Consider the following 24798-nt stretch of genomic DNA (forward strand, 5'->3'; position numbering starts at 1 on the left):
CGGTACATCAGGTATGGGCCGCGGTGGCACCCCGCGTCACCCACTGAATCACCCTCTCGACCCTAGGAAAGTCCGCTCCCCGTCCCTACCATGACGGCCCGTCAGAAACGGGAGGAGTCCGCCGATGGATGCCGCGTTCACCGAGGAGCAGGACGAGATCCGCCGCACACTGCGCGAACTGCTGGCCAAACGGTGCGGGCCGGACGAGGTCAAGGCCGCGGTCCGCACGGAGGCCGGATACGACGAGAGGCTGTGGCGGCAGCTCGCCGAACAGCTCGGACTGCCGGGGCTGGCGATCCCCCAGGAGTACGGCGGCGTCGGCTGCGGCCCTACCGAACTGGCGCTGGCCTGCGAGGAGACCGGCCGGGCGCTGCTGCCCTCGCCCCTGCTGGCCACCGCCGCCCTCGCCGCGCCCCTCCTCGCCGAACTCGGTACGGACGCCCAGCGCGCCGAGTTGCTGCCGCGCCTCGCCGACGGCGGCCTGACCGCCACGCTCGCCGTGCCGGACGGCGCCCTGACCGCCGCCCTCGGGCTCACCGGCCCCAACGACGGCGACTGGGCCGGCGGCGGCCGCGCGGGCGGCGTGCAGGCGCGCCCGTACGAGGACGGCTGGCGGCTGTACGGGCAGGCCGAGCAGGTGCTCGACGGGCACAGCGCCGGCCTGCTGATCGTGGCCGCGCACGCCGGCGGATACGCCCGCAGCCGCACGCTCCTGTTCCTGGTACGGGCCGAGGACGGGGCCACAGGGGCATCGGCCGCGCGGCCTCGCCGAGGGACCGCGCCGGATCGCGCCATACGGGCCGGGGGCGCGCCCGGGGCGCGAGCCAGGACCGGCCCCACGCCCACCGCGAACCTGCCAGGGCTGGCCCGTACGCGCCTGACAGCGCTGGACGAGACGCGGCCCCAGGCCCGTATCGAACTCCGCGACACCCCCGCCGAACTGCTCGGCGCCGGCGACGAGGCGGACGTACCGGCGGCGCTCGCCCGGCTGGGCGGCGGCCTCGGCGCCGTGCTCGCCGCGGAGGCCGTCGGAGCGGCCGACCGGGCGCTGGCGCGCACCCTCGAATACGTACGGGAGCGGGAGCAGTTCGGCCGGCCGATCGGCTCCTTCCAGGCGGTCAAACACCGCCTGGCGGACCTGTACGTAGAGGTCCAGGCGGCCCGCTCGGCGGCCTACTACGCGGCGTGGGCCGTGGGCCGGGCGGACGCCGAACCCGGCGCCGGCGGGCTCGCGCTCGCGCAGGCGCTCCAGGCGCTGCGGACGGTCGCGGGGGAGACGGTGCAGTTGCACGGCGGCATCGGCTTCACCTGGGAGCACGACGCGCACCTCTACTTCAAACGCGCCGCCGGTGACGAGTCGCTCTTCGGGCCCGTGCACCGGCTGCGGGCGCGCGCCGCGGAGCTGGCCGGGCTGTTCACGCCGGACGCCGGGGCGGGGGCCGGGGTCGGGGGCGCCGCAGGAGATCCGGCCGGTCCGCAGCCCGGGGGCAGCCCATCAGCCGCAGGCCGCCCATCGCCCGCATCCGGCCCGGCGGGCCCGGACGCGGCCGCCGACGCCCCCGCCGTGGCCGTCTGATGGCGGCGCCCGGGGTACGACTCGTGCAGAAGGTGTCCGCCACCAAGACCTTCGCGAAGGTCGCCCCGTTCGTCATCCCCGCCATGGACCGCGCCGTGCACCGGCTCACACGGGGCAGAGTGCTGCTCAGCGCCCAGATGCTGCCCGGAGTGATACTCACGGCGACCGGCGCCAGGAGCGGGCAGTCACGGAGTACGCCGCTGGCCTGTATGCCGCGGGACGACGGCACCTGGCTGCTCGTCGGCTCCAACTTCGGCCGGCCCGGCCACCCCGCCTGGACCGCGAATCTGCTGGCGCACCCGGAGGCGCGGGTGAGCTGGCAGGGGCAGGACATCGCCGTACGGGCCCGGCTGCTCGACGGGGCGGAGCGGGCGGCGGCGTGGGCGGCGGTGCTGGAGTTCTGGCCCCCGTACGCGAAGTACCAGGAGCGCGTGGACCGCGAGATCAGACTGTTCCGACTCGAACGGCGTTGATCCGACTCGGACGGCGTTGATCCGACTCGAACGGCGCTGATCCGACTCGAACGGCGCTGATCCGACTCGGACGGCGCTGTTCCGACTGGAACGGCGCTGAGCGTTCCGCCGGGGGAGACCGGAGGAGACCGGAGGAAAAGCGACGACGGCGGCGGAACCGTCCGCGGGTGCGGTGCACCATGGTCGGCCGCGAAAAGGACCGCGATCGAGGTTTGGATCGTCGGGAGCGACTGAGGTGCGCGATTGTTTTCGGCTGCCTATATGTCGTCCGGATGCCGCAGCGGCGGATCTCTCGGCACCCGAGAGATCCGCCGCTGCGGTGACAGGACGTTGGCGGAGCGGCCACGCGGCCGGGCGCGGTGCTCCGAAGTCAGCGCGCGGGCGCTTACTTCGTCGGCTTCTTGCCGGTGATGCCCAGATGCACGAGCAGCGCCAGGCTGGGCTTGAGCTCGGCCTGCTTGACGCCCCAGCTCTGGAAGCCCTTCTGGTGCGCGGCGACCGCGGCGAGCATCGCGACGAGCGAGCCCGCCATGGCCGCGGGGCTGACGTCCTTGTCCACCTTGCCCTTGGACTGGAGTTCCTTGACCGCGTCCGTGAGGGAGTTGGTGACGGCGTTGAGGATCTTCATGCGGATCTTGTAGAACCGCTTGTCGCCCTCGGCTGCCCCCAGGTCGACGACGCGCAGGATCGCGTCGTGCTTGCGCCAGAAGCCGAGGAAGCCGTCCACGAGCTCCTCGGCGGTCTGCCAGCCGGACTTGCCGGCCCATGAGCGCCCGGCGACGAGGTCGGTCAGGCTCGCGCCCTCCGTCGCCATCTCCTCGGCGAGTTCGAGGACGGCGCCCTCCACATCGGGGAAGTACTGGTAGAAGGTGGCGGGCGAGGTGCCCGCCTTGCGGGCGACGTCGATGACCTTGACGTCGCGGTACGGCTCGGTGCTGAGCATTTCGCTGAGGCAGTCGAGCAGCTTCTGCCGCGTCGCCTGGCCGCGTCGCCCGGCCACTCGGCCGTCGACGGTGCGTACTTGTCCTGTCATGCCGTCAGCTTACCGAGGGGTGATCGGATCGCGATTCGGCTGCCTGCAAATGGGGGCCGGGGGGCGGGCCCCCGCGTACGGGCAGTTCAGGGGTGTTTCAGCAGGTGCGCGCGGGGCTGAGGCGCGTTGGTCCGTACCGGTGAATCGTCTTATCAACAGGCTGGGGATAACTTTCGCGGGCAACGCTCCGTGACCGTCTGAGAAATTGACCAAATGTTCGATTTCAAGGGCGGGCGCGAACCGTGATCCCCCGATAGCGTGTGGCGCAGGACACTCTTCGCACGAGAGGACCGGACCCATGGCCGCGTTTGCGGATGGAGAGCCCTGCTGGGCCGATGTGGCTCTCCCCGATCTCGAAGCGGGCAAGCGATTCTACGGCGAGCTGTTCGGCTGGACCTTCGGTGTGTCCAGCCCCGAATTCCACCACTACACACAGGCCTTGCGGGACGACAAGGCGGTGGCCGGGCTCATGCCGAAGCCGGACGGCCGGATGCCCACCGCATGGGGCGTCTTCTTCGCCACGTCCGACACCGCGGGCACCGCGGCGCGGATCCGGGAGGCGGGCGGCCAGGTCATCGAGGAGGCCGTCGTCGTCGGCGACCTCGGCACGATGGGGCTCGCGGTCGACCCGGGCGGCGCGTTCTTCGGCACCTGGCAGGGCGCCGCCCACAAGGGCTTCGGGCTGCGGCACGAGCCCGGCTCGTTCGGCTGGGTGGAGTGCTGGACCCGCGACGCCAAGGCCGTCGACCCCTTCTACGAGGCCGTCTTCGGCTACGGCAGCGTGGACTTCAGCGACAACGACGCGGGCCTGGACTTCGTCGTCTGGACGCCCGCCGGGCAGCCGGCCGACGCGGAGCACGCGGCGCTGGGGCGGGCCGTCATCGATGACACGTTCCCGGCCGAGTTGCCGGCGCATTTCCTCATCTACTTCATGGTCGAGGACTGCGACGCGGCGGTGCGGACCACGACGCGGCTCGGCGGACGCGTCGTCCGCGACCCCCAGGACTCGCCGTACGGGCGGTTCGCGGTCCTCGTCGACGACCAGGGGGCGAGCTTCGCCGTCATCGACTCCTCCACGGCCGCGTAGCGGTCGTACGCATCGCGGCCGCGTGCCGGGCGGTGCGGCCGAGTCGCCGGCCGCGTGAGGCGGCCTGGGAGAGCGGGTGCGCGTGCCCGCCGGACAGCGGACGGCGCCGTCCGGCGGGCGCTTCTCGCGCCCACCGGGGAGCCGGGCCGACAGCGGGGGCCGACGAGCGGGGAGCGGCCGACGCGGACGGGCCCCGGCTGCCCAGCCGTACGGGCGCGGGCGGCGTGCCCGGCGGGCGCGGCTCGTACGGGTTCCCGGCCCATACGAGCGCGGTTCGGCCACCGGGGCCGCGCACGGCGAGCCCCGGGTGGGCCGATCTGCCTATAGCTGTCTATAGCTGCCTCTAAGGGAGGGCCGGGCCGCCAGGCTCGGCCCGTCCTTAGGGCCTCCGCCGTGTGGAGCCCGTGCCCGGTTCCCGCGGTCGTGGTCGGTCTGGTTGGGCCGCGGCGGCCTGTACGGTCGCGGGAGGCGTGGTGGCTGTTCCCGTACGAGCGCGAGGCGGCCCCCGGGGCGGTCGGTCCGGCGGTTCGCGTTGCGCGGACCGTATGAAACCGGATTGTGCGAAACCGGCCTTCCGCCCATAGGTGCTCAATCGCCCCGTACGGGGTGAGGCGTGCCGGATGCGGTGGAGACACGGCGAAGCGCACCCGGGTTCGCAACCGGGGCCTCGGCCAGGAACAATCGGGACGCGTACCCCGGGATAATTCGCGGTGAGACGCTGCACGGGGCTGGAACCCTTCGAGCCCCCACGGGGAGGTGGCAGGCCAGTGGTGGAGCAGCTTACGCAGCACGACCCGAGGCGGATCGGTCCGTTCGAGGTGCTCGGCCGACTCGGCGCCGGTGGCATGGGGCTGGTCTATCTCGCCCGCTCGGCCTCGGGCCGGCGGGTCGCGATCAAGACGGTGCGGACCGAGCTGGCCGAGGACCAACTGTTCCGCGTCCGCTTCACGCGCGAGGTGGAGGCCGCCCGCGCCGTCAGCGGCTTCTACACCGCGGCCGTGGTCGATGCCGACCCGCGGGCCGCCGTGCCGTGGCTCGCCACCGCGTATGTGCCCGCGCCGTCCCTTGAGGAAATAGTCAATGAGTGCGGCCCCCTCCCGGCCCAGGCGGTGCGCTGGCTGGCGGCCGGTATCGCGGAGGCGCTGCAGTCCATCCACGGCGCCGGGCTGGTGCACCGGGACCTCAAGCCGTCGAACGTGCTCGTCGTCGAGGACGGCCCGCGCGTCATCGACTTCGGCATCGCGAGCGGCGTCTCCAACACCCGCCTGACCATGACGAACGTCGCCGTCGGCACCCCGGCCTACATGTCGCCCGAGCAGGCGCGCGACTCGCGCAGCGTGACGGGCGCCAGCGACATCTTCTCGCTCGGCTCGACGCTGGTCTTCGCGGCCACCGGCCACGCGCCCTTCCACGGCGCGAACCCGGTCGAGACCGTTTTCATGCTGCTCCGGGAGGGCCCCGACCTGAGCGGACTGCCGGACGAACTGCGTCCGCTGCTCGACTCCTGCATGCAGATGGCGGCCGACCAGCGGCCCAGCCCGGCCGACCTCCAGTCGCAGCTCGCCCCGCACCTCTTCGCGTCCGAGGCGGACGACAGCGGCACGGCGTCGGCCTGGCTGCCGGACAGCGCGGTCACGATGATCGAGGAGCGGAAGGGCGGCCGGTCCGCCGCGGGCTCCGGCGCGCGCGGCGCCCGCGCGGCCGGTCGGCCGGCCACACCGCCGCGTCCGGCGCAGCCGCCCGCGGCGTCGTTCGGGCAGCCCGCTCAGTCCGCTCAGTCCCCCCGGTCCGCACAGTCGCCGCTGTCCCCGTACGAGCCTCCGGCCGCCTATCAGCCGTCGGCGGCCGGAGGGCCGCCGCCCGAGCCGGGGCAGAGCCCCCTCTCCGGGCCGCTTCCCGGCGGGACGCCCGGCGGCCAGGCCGCGGGCCCGGCTCCCGCTCATGCGCCCGGCCCGGCTCCCTCCCACGCTCCCGGGCCCGCCCCTTCCCACGCCCCGGGCCCGGCCCACGCCGCCGGGCGCGGCGCGGATGTCCACGGCGGGCCGATGGCGGGCGGCGGCGCCGTCGGCGTGGGCGAGTGGGAAAGCACCTATCAGGGTGGCGACTATCAGGGCGGTGACTATCAGGGGGGCGACGAACACGGCGGGCCCGACCGGCACCGGCCCGCGCACGGCGGCAGGCAGGGCTCGACCGGCCTGGACGACCCGCGCGGCGCCCCGGGCCGGCACGCCGCCGCCCAGGCGGCGCCCGCGCCCGTACGGGACACGGCGGACGGGCCCGTACGGCTTTCCGGGTCCCAGGTGCCGATCGGGCCCGGCCCGCGCGCGGACGCGCGCGAGTCGCACGCGCCGCCGCCCGCGGGCGCGGGCTCCGCGACGGGCTGGGTGCGGCCGCCGAACGGCGTCTCGCTCGCCGTGCCCGCGCCCTCCCCGGCGGGCGACGCGCCCGCACCGCCGACCGGGCCGCCCGCGGCCGAGGGCGGCGAGCACGAGCAGGGCGCGCGCGGCCGCTGGCGGCCCTGGCGGTTCCGGATGTCGAACGACGTCTGGGGGACCCCGGCAGTCTCCGGAGACCTCCTCTACGTCACCTCCTTCGAGGTGCACGCGCTCGAAGTGGCGAGCGGACGGCGGCAGTTCAAGACGCGGGACGTGGCCTGGGCCATGGCCGTCGCGAGCGGCCGCATCCACGCCTCGGACGGCCCGACGCTGTACGCGCTCGACGCCGCGGACGGCTCGGAGCGCTGGCGGCTGGCGACCGACGGCTGGATCTACTCCCTGGCGGTCGACCGCGGCACCGTCGTCACGGCGACGCGCGGCGGCGGCGTACAGGCATGGGAGGCGGCCAACGGCGAACTGCTCTGGGAGATCAGCGGCGCCCAGACCGACTTCGAGACGTCCGAATACGGGCCCCTCGTGCACGACGGCGTCGTGTACGTCTGGGCGGACGCCCGGCTGCGCGCCCTGGAGGCCCGTACGGGCGCGGAGCGCTGGTCGTACCCGATCGGTGACACGGGCTCCTGCGGCGGAGTGCCGGTGCGGCTGCTCCCGGCGCCCGACGGGGCCGTGTACGTGGCCGCCGGCACCCGCGTCCTCGCGATCGACGTGGCCCGGGGCGATGTGCGATGGCGGTTCGAGGCCCCGGCGCTCTTCCTGAGCGCCCCGGCCTTCGCGCCCGGCCCCGCGGTCACGGGCGGCGGCGTCTACATCGCCGACTACCTCGGCACCGTGTACGCCATCGATGCCGCTACCGGCCGCGACCGCTGGCGCATCGCCACGGAGGCGCGGCAGTCCATCGAACCGGTGCTGGTGGCCGCCGGCTCGGTCCACCTGGGCAGCGGCAGCGCGCTCTACACCCTCGACGCGGTCACGGGGACGCCGAAGTGGCGGTTCGCGGCCGGCGGCGAGGTCGTGGGCGCGCCGGTCGTCGCGGACGGCCGGGTGCACTTCGGCTCCGCCGACCACTGCCTCTACACGGTCGACGCCGGAGGCGGGCAACTCCGCTGGAAGCTGGCGACCGGCGGTGAGATCACTGGGTCGCCGGTGGTCGCCGGCGGCGTGGTCTACGCCTGTAGCAAGGACCGGTGCGTGTACGCGCTCGACGCGGGCAAGGGGACGGGGCTGGCCCGCGGCGGCGGCCGGTAGCTCACGGGACGCGGGGCGGGCGACGCTGGGTGTGTGGTCGGTCAGCGGCCGTCGCGCGGCGGCGGTGCGGGCCAGGTGTCCTCGGCGGCGGGCGGACGGCCGCCCTGGCCGAGTTGGTCGCGTTGGTCGAGGTGGTCGAGTTCCTGGGTCTCGTCCGCTGCACGGTCGCGTGAGGCTCCGTGGGCGCGCGTCGGAGGGTCGCTGTTCGGCCGCTCGCCGTACGGGCCGTACGGGGCCTCCTCGCGCTGCCTGTCGCCGTACGGGGCCTCCTCGTGGCGGCCCTCGCCGTACGGCGGCTCCCCGCGCTGTCCCTCGCCGAGTCGCGCCTCGGCGCGCGGGCGCTCGTACGGGTCCGTGTACGACCCCTCGGGCGGACGCTCGTACGCGCCCTCGTAGGGACCGGGCTGCTGCCCGTACGGCTCCGGCTCCCGGCGGACCGGTTCCGGCTCGGGTGCGCGGCGGCGCCGGCGGTGAACGCCGCGGCGGCCGCTCATGAGGACGGCGGCGAGGAGCAGCAGCACGCCGCCGCCGAGGGCGATCGCGACGCCCATGTTCAGCCCGTTGCCGTCGGTGTTGACCGTGAGGTCGCCCGCGGCCTGGCCCTGCCGGACCATCCACAGCACTGTGAATGCCAGCGTCACCAGGCCGGCGAGCGTGATGAGCAGCCGGGACCGCAACAGCAGCCCCACCAGCGTCACAAGACCCACGAACAGCATCGGCAGAAAGACCGAGCCCATCAGCTCGGCATGCGTTCCGCTGATGCCGTCGAAGAGGTCCTGAACGCGGTAGTCACGCCCGTGACGGCCGTCGTACCAGGCACGGAAGGGGCTCCATACGGCGGCCGCCGCTCCAATGAGGGCTACGACGGAACCGAGCGCGTTGCGCACCACGGGAATTCGCCTCACTCTCTCGTTTCCAGTCGCCCTGTTTTCGACGCTACGCCCGGTTTCGGCGGCTCGCCATGCGTGGCCCGAGCACCCGCCATGCGCGGCCCGGCCGCCCTCCGCCGCTGCTAACGTGACGCGAGCCCGTCAACCGGGGGGCACCGGTATCGAGTACGGGTATCCACTGGGGGAGGAAGAAACATGGCACGCCGCCATCTGCGGCTCACGGCCGTCGTCGCGCTCGTCCTGGTCTCGCTCACCGGCTTCAGCCGGGGGCACGGAGGCGGTCACGGCAGTCATGGCAGCCGCGGCAGCTCCAGCCGGCACCACGACGGAGGCGGCGGGTGCAGCAGCTCCCATGCGCGCCACAGCTCCGACGACGATGCCGCAGGCTCTACGGGCTCTACGGGCTCTACGGGCTCTACGGGCTCTACGGGCTCTACGGGCTCTACGGGGTCCCAGGGGGCCTCGGGAGGCTCGGGCGACGACTCGTACGGCTCGTCGTCCGCCGGAACCGGAAGCCGGGGCCCCGGGAGCGGCAGGGGCAGTAGGCATACGTACAGCCCTACGCCCAGCGCGTCGTCCGGCCGTGCCACGGGCCCGGAGGCGGAGATCGTCCAGTGCGTCCCGGACGACCCGAAGCACGAGGCCGCGACCGTCCGGGTGACGAACCGCGGCACCGTACGGGCCTCCTACGACGTCACCGTCGACTTCCGCGACCGCCAAGGGCGTTCCGTCTCGCTCGGCAGCGCCGGCATCGCCCTGGCCGGCGGCAAGTCGGGGACGGTGCGGGTGTTCCCGACGGCGAAGGCGTCAGGGAGCGACGTGGCCTCCTGCCGGCTGCGGTCGGTGCGCTGACCCCGGCCACCGGCCCCTGCCCGAGCCGCCGCCCCCGGGTCACCACCTACCGCACCCGATAGCCGTCCGTACGGGCGCGGCCCTCGAACAGCGCCGCCTGCCGCTCCGGCGGCAGGTTGCCGAGCGCGATCAGCGGCGGCGCCAGCGCGAGGGCCTGAGCCCGTGCCGCCTCCCTGGTCGCCCAGAGGGCTCGTACGGTGCCCTGGACGGCCTCCGTCGGGTACGAGGCGATGACGGCCGCGGCGCGCAGGGCGGCGGTGACGGCTTCGCCGGGCGCCACCAGCTCGGAGACCAGCCCCGTCTCGTACGCGCGCCGTGCCGAGAGGCGTTCGGCGGTGCCCATCAGGGCCATCCGCGCGACCTCTCCGGCGGGCATGCGCTGCGCCATGTAGACGGACTCGTACGCGCTGACCATGCCGTAGGTGGTGTGCGGGTCGAAGAAGGTGGCGTTCTCGTCGGCGATGACGAACTCGGCCTCGCCCAGCAGGTAGAACGCCCCGCCGCAGGCCATGCCGCCGACGGCCGCGACGACCGGTTTCCACAGGTCGGCGGCTTTGGGGCCGATGGCGATGAGCGGGTCGTCCATGGAGAAGGGGGAGGCGGGCTGCGGTACGTCGACGGCCCGGTCGATGCCGGTGCAGAAGGCGCGGTCGCCGGCCCCGGTGAGGACGACGGCCCGCACGGATTCGTCGAAGCGCAGGTCGCGCCAGACGGCGGCGAGTTGGGCGGCCGTCGCCAGGTCGATCGCGTTGAGGCGTTCGGGGCGGTCGAGGGTGACGAGCGCGACGCCGTCCGGGCGTTTCTCGGTGCGTACGGTCGGTTTCTCGTCCCCGCGTACGGCATCGGCCCCGGCGTCGACATCGGCTTCGGCTTCGGCGCTCACGGCCGCTCCAGCATCCAGCGCGGGACGGTGACGCCCTCGGCGAGTTCGGTGAAGACCACCTTGACGGGGGCGCCGACGCGGAGCCTGGCGGGGTCCACGGAGTTGAGCGCGGCGTCGGGGGAGGCGACCAGGTTTCCCACGAGGCGGATGCGCGGGAAGTCCGCCAGCTCGACGATGATCGCGTTGTACGGGGCCTGTTCGGCGTAGGCGGGCAGCAGCGGCGGGTGCGGGAACACGTACGACCAGATCCGGCCGCGGCCGGTGGCCTGGACCCAGGCGCTGTCGAAGGACTGGCAGTGCGGGCAGCAGGGGCGGGGCGGGAAGCGCGGCTCGTCGCAGTCCGCGCAGGTCTGGACGCGCAGCTCGCCGCGGGCCGCGTACTCCCAGAAGGGGGCGCCGTCCTCGTCGACGACGGGCAGCAGCAGGCCGTTGTCAGTGGTGGCCTTCATGATGGGGGACATGAGATCTCAACTCCTCAGCAGCAGCGCCGAAGTGGGGACTCCCTCGCCCGCGGTGACCAGGCAGGTCGCCGCGTCGGGCACCTGCGCGGTGGACGTGCCGCGGAGCTGTTTGACGCCTTCGGTGATCAGGTTGAAGCCGTGGACATACGCCTCGCTGAGGCCGCCGCCGCCGGTGTTGATGGGCAGCCGGCCGCCGCTTTCGAGGGCGCCGCCCTCGGTGAAGGCCGCTCCTTCGCCGCGGCCGCAGAAGCCGTAGCCCTCCAGGGACAGGGGGATGAGGGGGGTGAAGGCGTCGTAGATCTGGGCGACGTGCACGTCCTGGGGCCCGAAGTCGGCGGACTTCCACAGGTGTCGGGCGGCGGTCCATGCGGGGCCGGTGAGGGGGTCGTCGTTCCAGTAGTTGACCATGCCGTGGTGCTGGGCGGGGAGGCCCTGGGCCGCGGAGTGGACGTACACGGGCTTGGTGCGGCAGTCGCGGGCCCGCTCGGCGGAGACGAGGACGCAGGCCAGCGCGCCGTCCGTCTCCAGGCAGTTGTCGAAGAGGCAGAGGGGGTCGCTGATCCAGCGCGAGGTCATATACATATCGCGGGTCAGGGGGCGTTCGTACATCATCGCGGCCGGGTTCTGGTTCGCCCGGTTGCGGCAGGCGAGGGCGACGTTGAAGAGGTGGTCGCGGGTGGCTCCGTACTCGTGCATATAGCGGCGGGCCAGCATCCCGATCTCGTCCGCCGGGCGCAGGAGGCCGTACGGGCGGGTCCACTGCCCCGGGGTGGGGAGCTGGACGGTGGTGTTGGACCAGGGGCGGGGGCCGGAGCCGCGCTTGCGGGAGCGCCAGGCGACGCCGACGGACGCCTGCCCGGTGGCGATGGCCGCGGCGAGGTGGGCGACGGTGGCGCAGGAACCGCCGCCGCCGTAGCCGACCTTGGAGAAGAAGGTCACGTCGCCCGCGCCGACGGCCTTGGCGACCTCGACCTCGTCGGTCTCCTCCATGGTGTACGAGGCGAAGGCGTCGACCTGGGACGGGGGGATGCCCGCGTCGTCGAGGGCGGCGACGATCGCGCGGCACGCCAAGGTCCGTTCGGATTCCGGTAGTTGTTTGGCGAAGGGGGTCTGGCCTATTCCGACTATCGCTGTAGCGTCCTTGAGCGTTGCCGCCATCGCCACCTCCGTGGTCGGGTCCTTCCGCGGCCGGTCCGCGGTCGTGTCCGCGCTGTCCGTGGTCTTGATCGGGTACGTGCGCGCTACGCGTGTACGGGGCATGGGTGCGCGGGTATGCATGGGCGTGCGCGTGGGCATGGTCATGCCCGCGTCGCTGCTGACAGGGGGGAAGGCTACCGCTAATCTGACGGGTAGTCAGCTAGTGGTGCGGGAGGTCATACGATGCGCGGTGACGTGGAGTTCGGCTCGATTCCCAACCTGGTCCGGGTGGCCGCCGAGCGGTTCGCCACCCGCGAGGCGGTCGCCGACGGGCGTACCCGCGTCACGTACGCGCAGCTCGGCCGCAGAGTCGAGCGCGCCGCCGCGGCCTGCGTCGCGTCCGGCGTCGAGCCCGGCGACCGGGTCGCGGTCTGGGCCCCCAACACCCTCGACTGGATCGTCTCCGCCCTCGGCGCGGTCTCGGCGGGCGCGGTGCTGGTGCCCGTCAACACCCGCTTCAAGGGCGCGGAGGCAGCCGACGTCCTGCGCCGCACCCGCGCCCGGCTGCTCTTCGTCACCGGCACCTTCCTCGGCACCTCGTACGTGGCCTCACTGCGGAGAGCGGCGGGCGGGGACGCCGAGCGGCGGGCGGGGCGTGCCGTCGACCGGGACACCGAGCGGCAGGCGGAGCGGGGCGCCGGTCGGGATGCCGGTCGGGACGCCGACGGGCAGCCGGAACGCGCGGCCGTGCGGGAAGCCGGGTGGGAGGCCGGGCAGCGGGCCGAGCGGGAGGCCACGCGGCGGCCGCTGCCCGGGCTTCCGCATCTGCGCGAGGTCGTCGTCCTGGCCGACGACGCGCCCTCGGACTTCCGCACCTGGAAGGAGTTCCTGGCGGCCGGCGACACGGTGGACCCCGGGACCGTACGGGCACGGGTGGCCGGAATCCGGCCGTCCGATCCCTCCGACATCATCTTCACCTCGGGCACCACCGGAGCGCCCAAGGGCGCGGTCATCACCCACGCCCAGACGCTGCGCGCCTTCGGCGTGTGGGGCGAGCTGGCCGGGCTGGAGGAGGGGGACCGCTATCTGATCGTGAACCCCTTCTTCCACACGTTCGGCTACAAGGCGGGCATCATCGCCTGCCTGATGCGGGGCGCGACGATGATCCCGCAGCCGGTGTTCAACGTGGACACCGTGCTGGCCAACATCGCGGCCGAGCGGGTCACGGTGCTGCCCGGGCCGCCCACGCTCCACCAGTCGCTGCTCGACCACCCGTCCCGCGGGCAGCACGACCTGTCGCCGCTGCGGCTGGTCGTCACGGGCGCCGCCGTCGTCCCGCTGCGGCTCGTGGAGCGGCTGCGCGGCGAGCTGAAGATAGGGACGGTGCTGACCGCGTACGGCATGAGCGAGGCGACGGGAATGGTCACGATGTGCCGGCGCGGCGATCCGGCGGAGGTCATATCGGGCACCTCGGGCCGTGCCATCCCCGATACCGAGGTCGTGGTCGTCGGCCCCTCGGGCGAGGTCCTGCCGGCGGGCGAGCCCGGCGAGATCCTCGTCCGCGGCTATCAGGTGATGTCCGGCTACTTCGAGGACCCGGTGGCGTCCGCCGAGGCGGTCGACGCCGACGGCTGGCTGCACACCGGCGACGTGGGCGTGCTGGACGCCGACGGCAATCTGCGCATCACGGACCGCATCAAGGACATGTTCATCGTCGGCGGCTTCAACGCCTACCCGGCCGAGATCGAACAGGTCCTGACCCGCCACCCGGACGTCACCGATGCCGCGGTCGTCGGCATTCCGGACGCACGGCTCGGCGAGGCGGGCAAGGCGTTCGCGGTGCGGCGCGCGGGCGCGACGCTGACCGCCGACGACCTGATCGCGTGGTCGCGCCGGGAAATGGCGAACTACAAGGTGCCGCGTGAGGTGGAGTTCGTCCCGGAGCTGCCGCGCAACGCCAGCGGCAAGATCCTCAAGACCCTGCTCCGCTCGGGCGCGCGGTAGCGGCCCCCTGCCGCTGACCAGTCGCACCGGCCCGAAGGAGCCCGCCGGCCGCCCCGGCCCCAGGCCACCCCTGGCGCCACGGCCCCCCGGGTGTCACGGCCCCCGGCCGCCCCGGGTGCCACCGCCCACCCCGCCCGTCGCCGGCCACCGCCAGCCGCCCCGGGCGTCCCCCCGCCCGGGGCGTTGTACCGCGCGAGACGCGACCCGCTACATCTCGGTGTCGGTGGCGTGCTCGTCCGCCGGTATCGCGAGGGCGGCCCGTGTGTCCTGGGGGCCGTTACTGGTCGCATGCTCGTCCAGGGCGGTCGCCAGGCTGAGCGCGGCCGTGGCGGCGAGGAGAACAGATGCGAGGGCCTTCTTCGTGCGGGTCATTCCAACTCCTCCAAGTGGCGGGAGTGCCATTCGCCGAATGAATCTATTGACAACAACCAGCCGACTCAGGCCAAATGGCCCGAATCTTCTGGAACTTTGGCGCGATCGAACCTATGTGCCCCCGATATGCGTAGAGACCAGCCCCGACGGCTCCCCCTCCGTGCCGTCGAGGCCGGTCTCTACGTCATTCCCCCGAACCCGCGGTGGCTTCGTTCGAAGCCGCGGTGGCCTCGGTTACTTCGGGTCCACGGACCCCGCTTACTTCGGGTCCGCCGACCCCGCGTGCTCGTCCTGCGGCGCGATGATCGGACGAGGTGCCCCCGCGTGCTCGTCCCGGTTGACGGCGGCGCCGGTGCCGGCACTGGCGGCGAACGGGCGCGTGCTGCCCGCGTGCTCGTCCGGCGGCGTGATGATCGGGCGAGGTGCCCCCGCGTGCTCGTCCTTGACCGCGATGACCGGGCGGGTGCTGCCCGCGTGCTCGTCCTGCGGGGTGACTGGGCCGGTGGGTGGCTTCTGGCCGTCGCTCATGTGACTCAACTCCCTTGAACTTGGGCGGTGGGGTTGACAGAACCCGCCCGGCGATCTCCCCCGTGGGCCGCCGGGCGGGCCTCAGGAGCGCTCACCTGACCGGTGAGGTCCTGATCTCGACCCGCCTGCCCCCCGACGCGACGGATCGACATAAGAGAGAGTGCCGGTCGGCGATAAACGAATGATGAACGATCCGCCGGGCGGGTCAGGCGGCCGCTACGGGCGACAGCAGTTCCCGCACCTCGTCGGCCTCGACCGTGCCCAGGTGCTCGTGGATGGAGAGCGCCTCCTGCCAGCAGGCGCGGGCCCGGTCGGTCTGCCCGATGCCCGCCAGGGCCCGGCCCAGCACGGTCAGCACGATGGCGCGGCGCCAGTCGCCGCCGATGCCGCGCAGCCCGAGCGCCTGTTCCGCGTGGCCCGCGGCCTGCGCCGGGCGGCGCGCGGCGAGGTGCGCCTCCGCCAGCCGGTAGTGCGCCATGCCCTCCCAGAGCGGCTGGCGGCTCTCGTGGAAGATGGCGAGGGCGGCGGTGAGCTGGCTGAAGGCGTCGGCGAAGTGGCCGGCGCGGGTCAGGGCCAGCCCCAGCGCGTACTTGGCGTTGGCGAGCCGGAGGGTGAGGCCGAGGCTGTGGTAGATGTCGATGCCGCGCTGGGCCAGTTCGACGGCGCTGGCGGTGCGGTTCATCGCGAGCCGTACGCGCGAGAGGTTGCACAGTGCGCTGGCCTCGCCGGGCCGGTTGTCGTCGGCGCGGAACGCCTCGATCGCCTGCTGGAGGTAGGCCTCCGCGTCGTCGTACCGCTGCTGGTAGAGGGCGATGATCCCGCGCTGGTTGGGTACCCGGCAGGTGGGCACCGGGTCCTCGGCGGCGAGCCCGAGCAGCATGGCGCGCTGGGCCTCCGCGTCGGATTCGGCGAACTTGCCGACGAGGCTGAGGACGTGGGCCAGGAACGTACGGGCCCGGCCCTCGGCGCGCGCGTCCTCGGCCGCGTGCGCGGCCTCGCTGATCGCCGCGGCGGCCATCTCGTACTGGCGCGAGTTGGCGCCGGACTCGGCGAGGTCGACGGCGGCCATCAGCAGGTCGGCGCCGCGCCGCAGCATGCCGCCCGCGGCGGACTGCTGCGCGCACGCCAGGACGCAGTTGGCCTCGGCGAAGAGCCAGTCCAGGGCGGCGTCGCGGTCGGGGAAGGTCAGGCCCTGGCGCTCGGCGGGCGCGAGGTGGTCGACGAGCCGGTCGCCGGGGCGCTCGATCGCGTACACCCCGGCGGCGGTGGAGAGGTAGAAGTCCAGGAGCCGCGACATGGCGGCCACCCGCTCGGAGGGCGGCTGCTCGTCCCGTTCGGCGCATGCACGCGCGTAGAGCCGTACGAGGTCGTGGAAGCGGTAGCGGCCCGGTGCGGCGGATTCCAGGAGCGAGGTGTCGACGAGGGATTCCAGCAGCTCCTCGGCGGCCTCGGTGTCGAGGTCGAGCACGGCCGCGGCGGCGGGGAGCGAGATGTCCGGTCCGTCGGCGAGGCCGAGGAGGCGGAAGGCGCGTGCCTGGGCGCGTTCGAGCTGTCCGTAGCCCAGCTCGAAGGTGGCCTTGACGGCGAGGTCGCCGGCGCGCAGCTCGTCGAGGCGGCGGCGTTCGTCGGCGAGCTTGCGGGCCAGTACGGAGACGGTCCAGGTGCGGCGCGCGGCGAGCCGGGAGGCGGCGATGCGGATGGCGAGCGGGAGGAAGCCGCACGCGGCGACGACGTCCATGGCCGCGTCGCGCTCCGCGCCGACCCGCTCCTCGCCGACGATCCGGGTGAAGAGGACGAGCGCTTCCTCGGGGCTCATGACGTCGAGGTCCACGAGGTGGGCGCCGGCGAGGTCCACCATCCGGGCACGGCTGGTGACGAGGGCGGCGCACCCCTCGGTGCCCGGCAGCAGCGGGCGGACCTGGGCGGCGTCGCGCGCGTTGTCGAGCAGGGCGAGGACGCGGCGGCCGTCGAGCGTGGAGCGGTAGAGGGCGGAGCGTTCCTCGACGCCGTCGGGGATGGCGGTGTCGGGGGTGCCGAGGGCGCGCAGGAAGGAGCCGAGGACGGCTTCCGGGTCGGCGGCGCTGGGGCCGGCGCCCTGGAGGTCGATGTAGAGCTGGCCGTCGGGGAAGTGGTGGCGGGCGGCGTGGGCGACGTGCACGGCCAGTGTCGTCTTGCCGACGCCGCCGATGCCGGCGACGGCCGACACGGCCATGATCCGGCCTTCGGCCGTGGCGAGTTGGTCGCTCAGCTCGCCCACGAACGTGGCGCGGCCGGTGAAGTCGGAGACGGTCGCCGGGAGTTGCGCGGGCCGGACGAAGGCGGGGCCGCTGACGGCGGGCCGGTCCTCGCCGCGGATGACGGGCGCGGCGAGGTCGGCGTCGGCCTGGAGGATGCGCTGCTGGAGGTCGGCGAGGTCGGCGCAGGGGTCGACGCCGAGCTCGTCGGCGAGCAGCCGCCGGGTGTCCGCGTAGACGGCGAGCGCCTCGGCCTGGCGGCCGCTGCGGTAGAGGGCCAGCATCAGCAGTTCGCGCAGCCGCTCGCGCAGCGGGTGGGCGGCGGTCAGCGCGGTGAGTTCGGAGACGGCGTCGGCGTGCCGGCCGGCTTCGAGGTCGAGGTCGAGGCGGGTCTCGATGAGGGAGAGCCGCCATTCCTCCAGCCGGGCGCGCTGGGTCTCCGCGTACGGGCCGGGGACGTTGGCGAGCGGTTCGCCGCTCCAGACGTCGAGGGCTTCGTTGATGAGCGTACGGGCCTTGGTGCGTTCGCCGGCCTGGCGTGCCTTTTCCGCGTCGGCGGCCAGCTCTTCGGCGCGGTCGATGTCGAGGCCGCTCACGCTCACGCGCAGGGCGTAGCCACCGGATTCGCTGATGAGCGCGTCGGCGTCGGGGCCGAAGCCTTTGCGGAGCCGGGACGCGTACGTGCGCAGGGCGGCGAGCGCCGCGTGCGGGGGTTCGTCGCCCCAGAGGGCGTCGACGAGTTCGGCCGCGGTGGCGGTGCGTCCGCCACGCAGCAGTAGGGCGGCGAGCAGCGCGCGCTGCTGCGGTGATCCGGTGTTGAGCTGCTCCGCGCCGCGCCAGGCCCGGACGGGCCCGAGCACGGTGAAGCGCAGCGGCTGCCGGTGCCCTGTGTCGCCGGCCATGGTGACCCCCTGCCTGTGCTGCTTGGTCGCACCGGTCAGTTTGCCTTGTCCGTGCCCATCGCGGCAGGGGGGGACCGGGCGTCTGCACAATGCCCGCCAGAGTCGGCCGTTCTCAATAGCTGACGGATCGTCAGATCGGCGCTACCGTGACAGTCATGGAGAGCTTCCCGAAGATAATCTCGGTGGATGACCATACGGTTGAGCCCCCCAGCGTCTGGCGGGACCGACTCCCGACGAAATACCACGACATAGGGCCCCGTATCATCCGGGCCCCGCTCAAGGAAATGACCTTCGTCGGCGGCAAGTTCGCTCCGAAGATGGGCGCCCCCGGAGACGACGGGCCGATCGCCGACTGGTGGGTATACGAGGATCTGCACCGTCCGCTGACTCGGCTGGATACCGCCGTCGGATATGACAGGGACGACATCAAGCTCGAAGGCATCACCTACGAACAGATGCGTCCCGGTTCGTACTCCGTGCCCGACCGGCTCGCCGACATGGATGTCAACCACGTCCAGTCGGCGCTCTGCTTCCCCACCTTCCCGCGCTTCTGCGGACAGACCTTCACCGAGGCGAAGGACCGCGAACTCGGGCTGCTGGGCGTGCGGGCGTACAACGACTGGATGGTCGAGGAGTGGTGCGGGCCGGCCGCCGACGGCCGCCTGATCCCGCTGACGCTCGTACCGCTGTGGGACGCCGAGCTGGCGGCGGCGGAGGTGCGGCGCAACGCCGCGCGCGGCGTGCGCGCCGTGTGCTTCAGCGAAATCCCGCCACATCTGGGGCTTCCCTCCATTCACACGGACGAGTGGGACCCCTTCCTGCGGGCCTGTGACGAGACCGGCACGGTCGTCGCGATGCACATCGGCTCCTCCAGCCGGATGCCGTCGACCTCCGCGGACGCGCCGCCGGCGGTGGGCTCCACCATCACCTTCGCCAACTGCTGTTTCTCGATGGTCGACTGGCTGATGTCGGGGAAGTTCGACCGCTTCCCGAACCTCAAGATCATGTACGCGGAGGGCCAGATCGGCTGGATCCCGTACATCCTGGAGCGCGCCGACGTGGTCTGGGAGGAGAACCGCGGCTGGGGCGGCGTCGCCGACAAGGTGCTCCGGCCGCCGTCGGAACTCTTCGCCGACCACGTCTACGGCTGCTTCTTCGACGACGCCTTCGGCCTGAAGAACCTCGACGCGATCGGCGTCGGGAATGTCCTGTACGAGACCGACTACCCGCACTCCGACTCGACCTGGCCCCGCTCCCGGGAGGTCGGCGAGGAGCAGATGGGCCACCTCGCGCCGGACGTCGTGGAGCGGATCGTCCGCGGAAACGCCATCGACCTGCTCGGGCTGACGCCGGACGGCCGGTGGGCGGAGGCCCGGCGGTAGTCGGCCCGGGTATGGAGCACGCAGTCGAAGAGAGAGGGAGAGAAGTGTGCTGAGGAGGCGGAGTGGGTAACGGGCTGTGGGTTCTTCCGGAAGGGCGGCTCGCCTACGGGATGCAGCTCCCCGTCCAGTCGCAGAGCCCGATCTTCGCGGAGTCCTGGGAGGCCGGGGCCGGCCCCGAGGACCTGCTGGCGGTCGCGCGCGCGGCGGACCGGCTCGGGTTCGCGTACATCGCCTCGTGCGACCACGTCGCGATCCCGCGGCGGCTCGCCGACGCCATGGGCACCGTCTGGTACGACCCGGTGGCCACCCTCTCCTACCTCGCGGCGGCCACCGAGCGCGTCCTGCTGCTGAGCCATGTCGCCGTGGCCGGGCTGCGCCACCCGCTGATCACCGCCAAGCAGTACGCGACCCTGGACCGGCTCTCCGGCGGGCGGCTGGTGCTCGGGGTGGGCGCCGGGCACGTACAGGAGGAGTTCGAGGCGCTGGGCGTGGAGTTCGGCGCGCGCGGTGCCGTGCTCGACGAGACGGTCGACGCGCTGAAGGCCGCGCTCGGGCCGTCGCAGTACGCGGAGTTCGGCGGCGAGCGGTTCGCGTTCAGCGGGCTGGCGCAGTCGCCGCGGCCCGCCCGGACGCCCCGGCCGCCCATCTGGGTGGGCGGCTCCTCGCCCGCCGCGGTGCGGCGCGCGGCCGTACGGGGCGACGGCTGGCTCCCCCAGGGCGACCGGCGCGACCAGCTCCCCGCCAAGATCGCCAAGCTGCGGGGACTGAGGGAGGCGGCCGGGGTCGCCGACCCCATGGCGATCGGCGCGATCACCGAGGTGCTCTACGTCGGCGAGCCCTCCTGGGAGGTCGGCCGGCGGACGCTGCGCGGCAAGCCGGAGGCCATCGCCGAGTCGCTGCGCGCGTACGGGGCCATGGGCGTGCACCAGATACAGGTGCGCTTCCGCTCCCGCGACCGCTCCGAACTCCTCGGCCAGATGGAGGCGTTCGCGGCGGAGGTGGCGCCGGGCCTGGACGCCGTTTAAGGGGCCCCTCCAGCCCCTCCGTCAGGGGATCTGGATTCCGCCCGGCCTCCGCGGTGGACGGCCGGGCCACCGCGACGCCATGGAGGCGGATATGGGCAAATTGAGCAAGATCGGCAAGTTGGCCGGGCGCGTGGTGCTCATCACGGGTGCCGCGCGCGGGCAAGGGGAGCAGGAGGCGCGGCTGTTCGCCGCCGAGGGCGCGAAGGTGGTGCTCGCGGACGTACTGGACGAGGCGGGCGAGGCTGTGGCCAAGGACCTCGGCGCGGGGACGGCCCGGTACGTGCACTTGGACGTGCGCGAGGAGGCGGACTGGGCGGCCGCCGTCGCCGAGACGAAAAAGACGTTCGGGAAGCTGGACGGGCTCGTCAACAACGCCGGAATCCTGCGCTTCAACGAGCTGGTGAACACCCCGCTGGAGGAGTACCTGCACGTGGTGCAGGTCAACCAGATAGGTGCTTTCCTGGGGATGCGGGCGGCGACCCCCGAACTGGTGGCGGCGGGCGGCGGCACGATCGTCAACACGGCCTCGTACACGGCGGTGACGGGCATGGCGCTGCTGACCTCGTACGCGGCGACGAAGGCCGCGATCGTCGGGATGACGCGCGTCGCGGCGATGGAGCTGGCGGACAAGGGCATCCGGGTCAACGCCGTCTGCCCGGGGGCCGTCGACACCCCGATGACGAATCCGGCGCAGCTCGCCCCGGGGCCGGACGCGGAGGCGTCGGCGGCGGCCGTGGCGGAGCTGTACCGCAAGGTCGTGCCGATGGGGCGGATCGGCCGGCCGGAGGAGGTGGCCCGGCTGGCGCTGTTCCTGACCTCGGAGGACTCCTCGTACATCACGGGGCAGCCGTTCGTGATCGACGGCGGGTGGCTGGCGGGCGTCTCGGTGTTCTGAGCCGTCGGCCGGGTCCCTGTGTCCGTCGGCCGGGCCGCTGCATCCGTGGGCCGGGCCGCTGTACTCGTTCGGCGGGCCGCTGTATCTGTCTGCCGGGCCGCTGCATCCGCCGGCCGAGCGGCTGTATTCGTCCGCCGAGCCGCTGTATTCGTCGGCCGGGCCGCGCCCGACGAGGCGGCCCCGGCGAGCGGACCTGATGGGCCGTCAGGTATTGACGCCCACCCGGCCCGGTGCCACAGTCGACCGTAATCCGAAAACCTGACGGTGCGTCAGAAGAGTAGCGGGGCGACCCCCGCGCCCCTGGAGGAGAGAACCTTGGAATTCGGGCTCTTTGTGCAGGGATACGTGCCGGCCCAACGGGCGCAGGCCGATCCCGAGGCCGAGCACCACGCGCTGATGGAGGAGACCGAGTACGTCATCCAGGCGGACAAGTCCGGGTTCAAATACGCCTGGGCCTCCGAGCACCACTTCCTGGAGGAGTACTCCCACCTCTCCGCCAACGACGTCTACCTGGGATACCTCGCGCACGCGACGGACCGCATCCACCTGGGCTCGGGCATCTTCAATCCGCTGCCCCAGGTCAACCACCCGGCGAAGGTCGCCGAGAAGGTGGCCATGCTCGACCACCTCTCGGGCGGCCGTTTCGAGTTCGGCAGCGGGCGGGGCGCCGGCAGCCACGAGATCCTGGGCTTCATACCGGGCGTCACCGATATGAACTACACCAAGGAGATCTGGGAGGAGACCATCGCCGAATTCCCCAAGATGTGGCTCCAGGACGAATACCAGGGGTTCCAGGGGAAGTTCTGGCAGCTACCGCCCCGCAAGGTCCTGCCGAAGCCGTACGGGAAGTCCCACCCCGCCATGTGGTACGCGGCCGGGTCCCCCTCCTCGTACGCCATGGCGGCCAAGAAGGGGCTGGGCGTCCTGGGGTTCAGCGTGCAGAAGGTCGCCGACATGGAATGGGTCGTCGACTCCTACAAGTCGGCGATAAAGGAAGCCGAGCCCATCGGCGACTTCGTCAACGACAACGTGATGGTCACCTCCACGGCGATCTGCGCCGAGACCCACGAGAAGGCCGTCGAGATCGCCGTCGGCGGCGGGCTCAATTACCTCCAGTCCCTCCTCTTCCGCTACCACGACACCTTCCCCCGCCCGGAGGGGATTCCCGAGTGGCCGGAACTGCTGCCGGAATACAGCACCGAGATCATCGAGCTGCTGATCGCCGAGGAGCTGATGATCTGCGGCGACCCGGACGAGGTCTTCCGCCAGTGCAAGCGGTGGGAGCAGGCCGGGGCGGACCAGTTGTCCTTCGGGCTGCCGATCGGGGTCTCGTCCGAGGACACGCTCAACACCATCCGCCTGATAGGTGAACACGTCATCCCGAAGATCGACACGGACCCGGTGCACCGGACGACGCGGTTCCGGCAGTCGTCGGGGGCGTGAGCCCTCCACCACCCACGGGGCGTGAGCCCTCCACCACCCATGACGCCGGGACGGCGTCTCCCGGACCGCCGTCCCGGCAATCCCGCCGACGCCCGCGCTCCGCCCGCCCTCCCGGAAGAGAGGCCGTGGGCCGCGCTCCCGGAAGCCCCAAGAGCCCAGAAGAGCCCCAGGAGAGCCCCAGAAGGGCCGAGAAGCCGAGAAAGGGACCTGACGCATGCTCGACCACCTCATCCGCTCAGCGACCGTCGTGGACGGCACGGGCGCCCCGGCACGCGTGGCGGACCTCGGCATCCGGGACGGCCGGATCGCGGTCGTCGCCGAGCCGGGCGCCGTCACCGAGGAGGCCCGTACGAGCGAGGACGCGGCGGGCCTGGTCCTGGCGCCCGGGTTCGTCGACCCGCACACCCACTACGACGCCCAGCTCTTCTGGGACCCCTACGCCACCCCGTCCCTGAACCACGGCGTGACGACCGTGGCCGGCGGCAACTGCGGCTTCACCCTCGCCCCGCTCAATCCGGCCCGCCCCGGGGACGCCGATTACACGCGGCGCATGATGAGCAAGGTCGAGGGCATGTCCCTGGCCGCCCTGGAGGAGGGCGCCCCGTGGACGTGGTCCGGTTTCGGGGAGTATCTGGACGCCCTGGAGGGGCGGATCGCCGTCAACGCGGGCTTCATGGTCGGCCACTGCGCGCTGCGCCGGTACGTCATGGGGCCCGACGCCGTGGGCGGGCAGCCGGACGAGAAGCAGCTCGCCCTGATGCTCGAACTCTTCCACGAGGCGATGGACGCGGGCGCGTGGGGCCTGTCGACGACGCAGTCGTCCACCCACTCCGACGGCGACGGGAAGCCGGTCGCCTCCCGGCACGCACTCCCGGCGGAACTGCTCGCCCTCGCCCGCGCGGTGGGCCAACACGAGGGGACGCAACTGGAGGCGATCGTCGCGGGCTGCCTCGACCAGTTCGCGGACGACGAGATCGACCTCCTCGTCGACATGACGGCCGCCGCGGGCCGGCCCCTCAACTGGAACGTCCTGACCATTGATGCCGCCGTCCCCGAACGAGTGCCGCGCCAGCTCGTGCCCAGCGAGCGGGCCCGCCGCGCGGGCGGCCGCATCGTCGCGCTGACGATGCCGATCCTGACCCCGATGAACATGTCCCTCGGCACGTTCTGCGCCCTGAACCTCATCCCCGGCTGGGGCGACATCCTCGGCCTCCCGGTGCCCGAACGCATCGCGAAACTCCGCGACCCGGACGTACGGGCCGAAATGCTGCGCCGCGCCGACAGCAAGGAGGCCGGCGTCTTCCGCCGGCTCGCGAACTTCGGCCGGTACGTCATCGGCGACACGTACTCGGCCGCCAACGAGGGCCTGAGCGGCCGGGTGGTGCGCGACATCGCCGCCGAGCGCTCCCAGGAGCCCTTCGAGTGCCTGGTGGAGATCTGCGCCGCCGACGACCTGCGCACGGTCCTGTGGCCGATGCCCACCGACAACGACCCGGACAGTTGGGAGCTGCGGCGGCGGACCTGGGAGCACGAGGACGTCATGCTCGGCGGCTCGGACGCCGGCGCCCACCTCGACCGCATGTGCGGGGCGCCCTACACCACCCGCTTCATCGGCGACTGCCTGCGCGGCCGCAAACTCGTCTCCCTGGAGCGCGCCGTCCAGATGCTGACGGACGAACCGGCCCGCCTCTTCGGGCTGCGCTCCCGCGGCCGTATCCAGGAGGGCTACCACGCCGACCTCGTCCTCTTCGACCCCGACCGCATAGACGCCGGCCCGGCCACCCTCGTGCACGACCTCCCGGGCGACAGCCCCCGGCTGGACTCCCGGGCCGAGGGGATCGTGAGCGTCCGCGTCAACGGCGTCGAGACCATCCGCGACGACGTGGTGACGGGCGCCGTACCGGGGACCGTCCTGCGGTCCGGCCGGGACACGAAGACGGTGGACACGCGATCGGGGCGGTGACCGCGGCAGCGGCCCCA

At 72.9% G+C, this 24798-nt stretch carries 20 protein-coding genes; 12 read left to right on the forward strand and 8 right to left on the reverse strand.

Annotated elements, in window-relative coordinates; all coding sequences use genetic code 11:
- Positions 1-124: 124 nt before the first annotated feature.
- Entirely contained in the window at positions 125-1576 is a 1452-nt protein-coding gene (locus IF55_RS37760; RefSeq protein ID WP_078645441.1) for an acyl-CoA dehydrogenase family protein, read from the forward strand.
- A complete protein-coding gene (locus IF55_RS29290) occupies positions 1576-2049 on the forward strand; it encodes a nitroreductase family deazaflavin-dependent oxidoreductase (protein ID WP_030887607.1) in 474 nt (157 codons plus the stop codon). The genes IF55_RS37760 and IF55_RS29290 overlap by 1 nt, the downstream gene beginning before the upstream one ends.
- Before the next feature lie 385 nt (positions 2050-2434).
- Here IF55_RS29290 and IF55_RS29295 read toward each other — a convergent pair whose 3' ends face one another.
- Positions 2435-3082, reverse strand: coding sequence for a TetR/AcrR family transcriptional regulator (locus IF55_RS29295; protein ID WP_030887609.1), 648 nt, complete (start codon positions 3080-3082; stop codon positions 2435-2437).
- 298 nt (positions 3083-3380) lie between these two features.
- On the opposite strand from IF55_RS29295, the gene kbpA reads away from it, so the two are divergent.
- Together kbpA and IF55_RS29305 are read left to right on the forward strand one after the other, a co-directional pair.
- Positions 3381-4169 (forward strand): AfsK-binding protein KbpA, encoded by a 789-nt coding sequence (gene kbpA / locus IF55_RS29300; RefSeq protein ID WP_030887612.1) that lies wholly within the window; start codon positions 3381-3383, stop codon positions 4167-4169.
- A 767-nt stretch (positions 4170-4936) separates the two neighbouring features.
- Positions 4937-7810 carry a serine/threonine-protein kinase gene (locus IF55_RS29305; protein ID WP_030887614.1) on the forward strand — a complete coding sequence of 958 codons (2874 nt, stop codon included), beginning with the start codon at positions 4937-4939 and terminating at the stop codon, positions 7808-7810.
- Positions 7811-7851: 41 nt separating this feature from the next.
- On the opposite strand, the gene IF55_RS40175 is transcribed toward IF55_RS29305, so the two are convergent.
- Positions 7852-8715, reverse strand: a complete 864-nt coding sequence (locus IF55_RS40175) for a hypothetical protein (RefSeq protein ID WP_211270050.1) — start codon at positions 8713-8715, stop codon at positions 7852-7854.
- 323 nt (positions 8716-9038) lie between these two features.
- Between IF55_RS40175 and IF55_RS39560 the strand changes: the two genes are divergently transcribed.
- Both IF55_RS39560 and IF55_RS29315 read left to right on the forward strand, forming a co-directional pair.
- Complete coding sequence (locus IF55_RS39560; protein WP_157854484.1) at positions 9039-9245, forward strand: hypothetical protein; 207 nt, start codon at positions 9039-9041, stop codon at positions 9243-9245.
- A gap of 112 nt (positions 9246-9357) precedes the next feature.
- Complete coding sequence (locus tag IF55_RS29315) at positions 9358-9552, forward strand: hypothetical protein (protein ID WP_030887617.1); 195 nt, start codon at positions 9358-9360, stop codon at positions 9550-9552.
- Between the two features lie 46 nt (positions 9553-9598).
- On the opposite strand, the gene IF55_RS29320 is transcribed toward IF55_RS29315, so the two are convergent.
- From IF55_RS29320 to IF55_RS29330, 3 genes are read right to left on the reverse strand one after another with little or no spacing between them, the layout of a single operon-like run.
- Entirely contained in the window at positions 9599-10435 is an 837-nt protein-coding gene (locus IF55_RS29320; RefSeq protein ID WP_078645446.1) for an enoyl-CoA hydratase/isomerase family protein, read from the reverse strand.
- Positions 10432-10896 carry a Zn-ribbon domain-containing OB-fold protein gene (locus tag IF55_RS29325; protein ID WP_048832684.1) on the reverse strand — a complete coding sequence of 155 codons (465 nt, stop codon included), beginning with the start codon at positions 10894-10896 and terminating at the stop codon, positions 10432-10434. Before IF55_RS29325 ends, IF55_RS29320 begins: the two co-directional genes overlap by 4 nt.
- A 6-nt stretch (positions 10897-10902) precedes the next feature.
- Positions 10903-12054, reverse strand: a complete 1152-nt coding sequence (locus IF55_RS29330; protein ID WP_030887623.1) for a lipid-transfer protein — start codon at positions 12052-12054, stop codon at positions 10903-10905.
- A 222-nt stretch (positions 12055-12276) separates the two neighbouring features.
- Here IF55_RS29330 and IF55_RS29335 point away from each other — a divergent pair, with 222 nt between their 5' ends.
- On the forward strand, positions 12277-14037 hold the full coding sequence (locus IF55_RS29335) for a fatty acid--CoA ligase family protein (RefSeq protein ID WP_030887627.1): 1761 nt from the start codon (positions 12277-12279) through the stop codon (positions 14035-14037).
- 207 nt (positions 14038-14244) lie between these two features.
- Here the strand turns inward: IF55_RS29335 and IF55_RS39565 are convergent, their stop codons facing one another.
- The 3 genes from IF55_RS39565 to afsR form a co-directional block, all read right to left on the reverse strand.
- Complete coding sequence (locus IF55_RS39565) at positions 14245-14409, reverse strand: hypothetical protein (protein WP_157854486.1); 165 nt, start codon at positions 14407-14409, stop codon at positions 14245-14247.
- Between the two features lie 258 nt (positions 14410-14667).
- A complete protein-coding gene (locus IF55_RS29340) occupies positions 14668-14937 on the reverse strand; it encodes a hypothetical protein (RefSeq protein ID WP_030887630.1) in 270 nt (89 codons plus the stop codon).
- Between the two features lie 205 nt (positions 14938-15142).
- Positions 15143-18112, reverse strand: coding sequence for an SARP-family global regulator AfsR (afsR, locus tag IF55_RS29345; protein WP_482700587.1), 2970 nt, complete (start codon positions 18110-18112; stop codon positions 15143-15145).
- A gap of 116 nt (positions 18113-18228) precedes the next feature.
- Here afsR and IF55_RS29350 point away from each other — a divergent pair, with 116 nt between their 5' ends.
- The 5 genes from IF55_RS29350 to IF55_RS29370 all read left to right on the forward strand — a co-directional run bounded on the left by IF55_RS29350 (position 18229) and on the right by IF55_RS29370 (position 24781).
- A complete protein-coding gene (locus IF55_RS29350; RefSeq protein WP_030887637.1) occupies positions 18229-19455 on the forward strand; it encodes an amidohydrolase family protein in 1227 nt (408 codons plus the stop codon).
- Between the two features lie 110 nt (positions 19456-19565).
- Positions 19566-20480 carry a TIGR03619 family F420-dependent LLM class oxidoreductase gene (locus tag IF55_RS29355; protein WP_037966314.1) on the forward strand — a complete coding sequence of 305 codons (915 nt, stop codon included), beginning with the start codon at positions 19566-19568 and terminating at the stop codon, positions 20478-20480.
- Between the two features lie 109 nt (positions 20481-20589).
- Entirely contained in the window at positions 20590-21375 is a 786-nt protein-coding gene (locus IF55_RS29360; protein ID WP_030887644.1) for an SDR family NAD(P)-dependent oxidoreductase, read from the forward strand.
- Between the two features lie 315 nt (positions 21376-21690).
- Positions 21691-22818: an LLM class flavin-dependent oxidoreductase gene (locus tag IF55_RS29365; protein ID WP_030887647.1), complete on the forward strand. Its 1128-nt coding sequence runs from the start codon at positions 21691-21693 to the stop codon at positions 22816-22818.
- A 214-nt stretch (positions 22819-23032) separates the two neighbouring features.
- A complete protein-coding gene (locus IF55_RS29370) occupies positions 23033-24781 on the forward strand; it encodes an N-acyl-D-amino-acid deacylase family protein (RefSeq protein ID WP_030887651.1) in 1749 nt (582 codons plus the stop codon).
- Positions 24782-24798: the final 17 nt, after the last annotated feature.

It is taken from the genome of Streptomyces varsoviensis, from assembly GCF_000718635.1.
GTDB lineage: Bacteria > Actinomycetota > Actinomycetes > Streptomycetales > Streptomycetaceae > Streptomyces > Streptomyces varsoviensis.